The following is a 4,325-nucleotide window of genomic DNA, read 5'->3' on the forward strand; positions in this document are numbered from 1 at the left end:
GCAAAAACACATTGTTTAATTCAATAATTTTTTGATATCCCTGCTTACTCCCTTCAAGTGAATGAAATTCAGGAGAACATCTTCGGGGTTTTGATGAAATGCATGAATATACATTGACATCCTTTGCGCATGAATTTCCTTCCTCAAGAACCAGAAGTACTCCTCCTTGCTTAAGATTTTTTTGGAACGGAGTTTTTCCGCAGCCAGGATAGCTTTAGCGGCAATTTTATTTGCCTCCTTTACCACCTCGTCTCCGGCGGCAAGCTGTTTTTTTGCAAAAGAAGTGGAATGACAATTACTGCAAATTTTTATCATATCCACTCTTAACTTACTCCATTCTTCAAATGAATTTCTGGTACTCTCGGGCGCCAGAATCGGTCCCAGCGTTTTCAATGCCCTGATTACCGGCTTCTGATATTTGGCATGCTCCTTATCTTTTTCCCCAGGTCTGATGCCGAAAAATCCCCAACTCGTCATTAACTTGTGGTCGCCGTCATTCATATGGCAGGTACTGCAGGTTGGGGCTCCGGAATCCAGACCTCTCATCTTATAAAGAGCGCCGTGTTTAGAATGGTAATAAGCCTCATAAGAAGGATGGTTTCCAATATGGCAGGGAAGACAGGCTTCCGGCTTTTTTGCTTCCTGTGCGGAAAAACGATGCCCGCCATGACAAGCATCACACTGACCTCCATCTTTTCCTGTTTCCAAATGGCAAACAGCACATGATGTTTCAAAAACTATCGGAGCATTTTTTTTAACTTTGTGCCCCATGGGAGGTATTTTTAGTGCGATTTCAGCCAAAGCGTGCTTCCCTTTTTTGAATTGAACGGCTTGCTGGAGATGACACTTTTCGCAAGTCGAAATGGCAGGCATCCGGGCTTTTAAGTAATCATCCTGGGTTTTATGCTTATTGCCATGGCAGGAGCTGCAATCAAGCCCCTTAATTGCCATCTTTGATTTTTTCCAGTCTGCAACAAGCCCTGGCTGCTGCTTTTCATGACAGTCAATGCAGGAGTCCTGCTTAGAATAAAGGGTCAAGGGAAACAGTATTATTAACAGTGTCAAAAAACTTGTTACTTTCAGATTCATGGTGTTTTTCCTTATATTACCTAAGTTGAGCGATTTTTTGCGAAGATATGTGCTGAGATCTTGATGCATAAGGGTTTGCAAAAACCACAGGCATACCCGTGGATATGTCGAGGATTTTTGCGAAGCCTTTATGCGCAAGAGATCGGCGCAGATCGAGTAAAAAATCGCTCAATTTAGGTATTAGTAATTGATTCTTATTCCGGCAAAGAAAAAGGGCCCAACATTTGAGCCGAGCGTCTTGTCCACGTCTTCATCAAATATATTGTTGACACCGCCATATAATTCATAATTATTTCCGGTTCCAAGCTTTTTTGAAAAAGAGACATCAACGATGGTGAAAGAATCCGCCTTTTCAGTTCCCGTTTTATACTGCCTGCCGATATGTCTTGTAAACACTGAAAAGGATAAACCATCGGTTACTTTGTAATCAAGGCCAAGGGAAAGGGTTCTTTCCGGGTTGAAAAGAAGATCTTTTCCGGTTTCTTTGTCTTCGGTATCAAGCTCCAGCCAGCCAAAATTTGCGGATATTCCGTATCCAAAGTTGTATCCGGCCTCGATTTCCACACCCTTAGTTTCGACGTCCGTTTTATTAACGTATGTCTGGTAGTCGTCAACGCCGTCCTGGTCTGCATCGATCCTTTCCAGTTCAATTTTATCTTCAGCATCGTTGAAAAAAAGGGCGATTGAATAGCTGAACCGATTGTTCTCTCCGCCAATTCCCAGTTCATAGCTTTTAAGAGATTCCGGGTCCAGTGTATGAACAGTCTGTTTCGGGCCATAAACGGCTTCAGCACCTATTCTGGGGACGTCACCTGGACTCGGAGCTATCACATAGAGTTCGGCGGTGTCAGGCGCCCTGTAACCTTCAGCATAATTGACTCTTAGCCTCAACAGAGGGAAGATGCTTTTGATCAAACCGGCCTTAAAGGTCATTTCGTTATCAGCGTAGGATATGTCGTCATAGCGGATACCCAAAATGGCGTTTATTGTATCTGTTATCTGCCACTCATCCTGCAGATAAAGAGCCTTAAAGCGGTGTGTGTCGTTTACAAATTCGTAACTTGTGGGGTCCGGGTTGATGGCGCAGGAGTCCCTTGATACTTCTCTATACTCGGCTCCGGATACCAGCAGATGTTCATTAGTGACAGCCCAGATCGTCTCGGCCTCATATCCTGTGATATCTACATCAGCGCTGAATTTCTTGTTAACCGGAGCCGTAAAATTTATGGCGGTTGTGCAGTTCCGCTTTTCATACTCTGATCTGTATGCCCTTAATCTGCCTGTAAGAACATCTGTAAATTTGTATCCGATTGAACTGCCGTAATCGAATCTTTCATTGTCATCGACTGATTTGACAGGCGTATTCAGAATCATGGCGGCCGGCGGCATCTGACCTGGCCTCGGCTTTTTAGAAGCGCCAAGGTAAAAACCTTCTCTGTCTTCCTTAAAATAATTAAAATCAACAACAGCATTTAAGGCATCAGTAAAATTGTAATCCAGTGAAAGACCGGTGTTTAAAACCTCTGCTTCATCTCTATAAGTCACATCTATCGCACCGGTTTTGCCATGCTGATCATCAGTTGGAATAGGCTGATTGTTTTTCGGATTCAACGCTTTGGAGGTGTAAGTTTCCCTTTCAACATAAGGGTTGGCCTCATTGTAGCCGGCAAAAAAAGTGTATCCAAGCTTTTCTGCTTTGCCTCGCACGTTAAAGCTTGCATTATAATCCTCCCCATCGCCGAAATTATTCATTCCCCCTCTCAAATCCAGGCCGATATGGACTTTATCTTTGGACGGCTTTTTAGTTATGATATTTATTACACCACCCAGGGCATCTGATCCGTAAAGGGTGCTCATGGGGCCTTTTACGATTTCGATTCTCTCAATCATGTCCGCCGGGATCCTGTCCATCTCGTATGGGCTTTCGCTTTCACCGCCCAGCCTTTTGCCGTCAATCAACATCAAGGTTCCATTGCATCCCATGCCGCGGATGGAGATGGCGCTTTTTGATTTGGAGCTTGGGTGGGGAAAGCGTCCGTACTGCATGGTAAGGCCCGGAGCCTTTTCGATTATGTCTTTCAGGGTGGCGGCCCCCATCATTTTTATTTCAGCGGATGTGATAACATCCACTGACGCGGTTATGCCGGATATCTCCTTTTCAGTCTTGGTTGCCGTGACAATCGTTGATTCAAGTTTAATTTCTTCTTCGGCCGCCACTGCAGTCTGGTAACCCATAAGGAACAGCATGCCGATAATAATTCCTGCAAAATTCAATTTTCTTTCCATGACAAAACCTCCTTATTTAACGCTAACCATAATAAAACCGGAAATGTACCTCTTATATTTTTTGAAAATATTTCTCATAACAAGCACCCGTTTTTTTGCCTCCGGGCTGCGCAGCACATTAAAAATAAAACGACCGGCTCCCATGAAGCCTTCATCCTGGACAAGCCGCCTTGGCTCCAGAAGGTGCATCGGCGACTTAACCGCTTCTTTTACAACAAAACCTTCGGATTCCATGAACTCACGCCATTTGGCCATTGTTAAAGGACTGGCTCCCACGTGAATCGCGCTTGAAAGCGCTTTTCTTATTTCCTGAACAATCTTTTCATCCAGGCTGTCAGGGATCAGGCAAATTTCATGAATGCCGTACCGTCCGCCGGACTGAAGCAGACGGTGCGCTTCTCTAATAATTTTTTTCTTTTGCTTGTCAGAGTACATGGTCAGCATTGCCTCTCCGTAGACAACGGTGGCGGATGCTTCGGAAAGACCGGTATGCTCCGCCGAACCCAGGAGGCACTTCTGCCCGGGGCCGTAAAGATAATTTCTTGTTTTTATGGCGGCAGCCTCATCTGCTTCAATCGCTGTATACTCAGCCGGATTTCTGTTCAAAACCAGCCTGGCTGTAATCCCCAGCCCAGGGGCAAACTCCACTACCCGGTCTATGGACTGCACGTCGAGCAGGTTCAGCATCTGTTTTGTCAGTTCCAAACCTCCGGGACGCAATACGCGCTTTCCCATTCTGGCCAGAAGCCAGTGGCCCTGCATTTTGCATTGATCCGGTGATTCCATTTTAGAAAAAATTTCTTTTGCAGTGCTGGATTGAGCCATTTTCATCTCCTTTTTAACGCTGATAAACACCCTCTCTCTGTTTCATAGCTCTTCCCTTCTTTATTCATTATAAAACAAAAGGTGTATCCTTAATGAGAGCACCTCATCGTCGCCTTTTAATGGTT

General features: G+C 44.8%; 3 protein-coding genes. All 3 read right to left on the reverse strand.

What is annotated here, in order from left to right; translation table 11 throughout:
* Positions 1-15: 15 nt before the first annotated feature.
* On the reverse strand, positions 16-1,089 hold the full coding sequence (locus U9Q18_06775; protein MEA3314062.1) for a multiheme c-type cytochrome: 1,074 nt from the start codon (positions 1,087-1,089) through the stop codon (positions 16-18).
* A gap of 180 nt (positions 1,090-1,269) precedes the next feature.
* Positions 1,270-3,375, reverse strand: coding sequence for a TonB-dependent receptor (locus U9Q18_06780; protein ID MEA3314063.1), 2,106 nt, complete (start codon positions 3,373-3,375; stop codon positions 1,270-1,272).
* Between the two features lie 12 nt (positions 3,376-3,387).
* Complete coding sequence (locus tag U9Q18_06785) at positions 3,388-4,161, reverse strand: methyltransferase domain-containing protein (GenBank protein MEA3314064.1); 774 nt, start codon at positions 4,159-4,161, stop codon at positions 3,388-3,390.
* Positions 4,162-4,325: the final 164 nt, after the last annotated feature.

The sequence above is a fragment of the Caldisericota bacterium genome (genome assembly GCA_034717215.1).
Classification (GTDB): Bacteria; Caldisericota; Caldisericia; order Caldisericales; family Caldisericaceae; genus UBA646.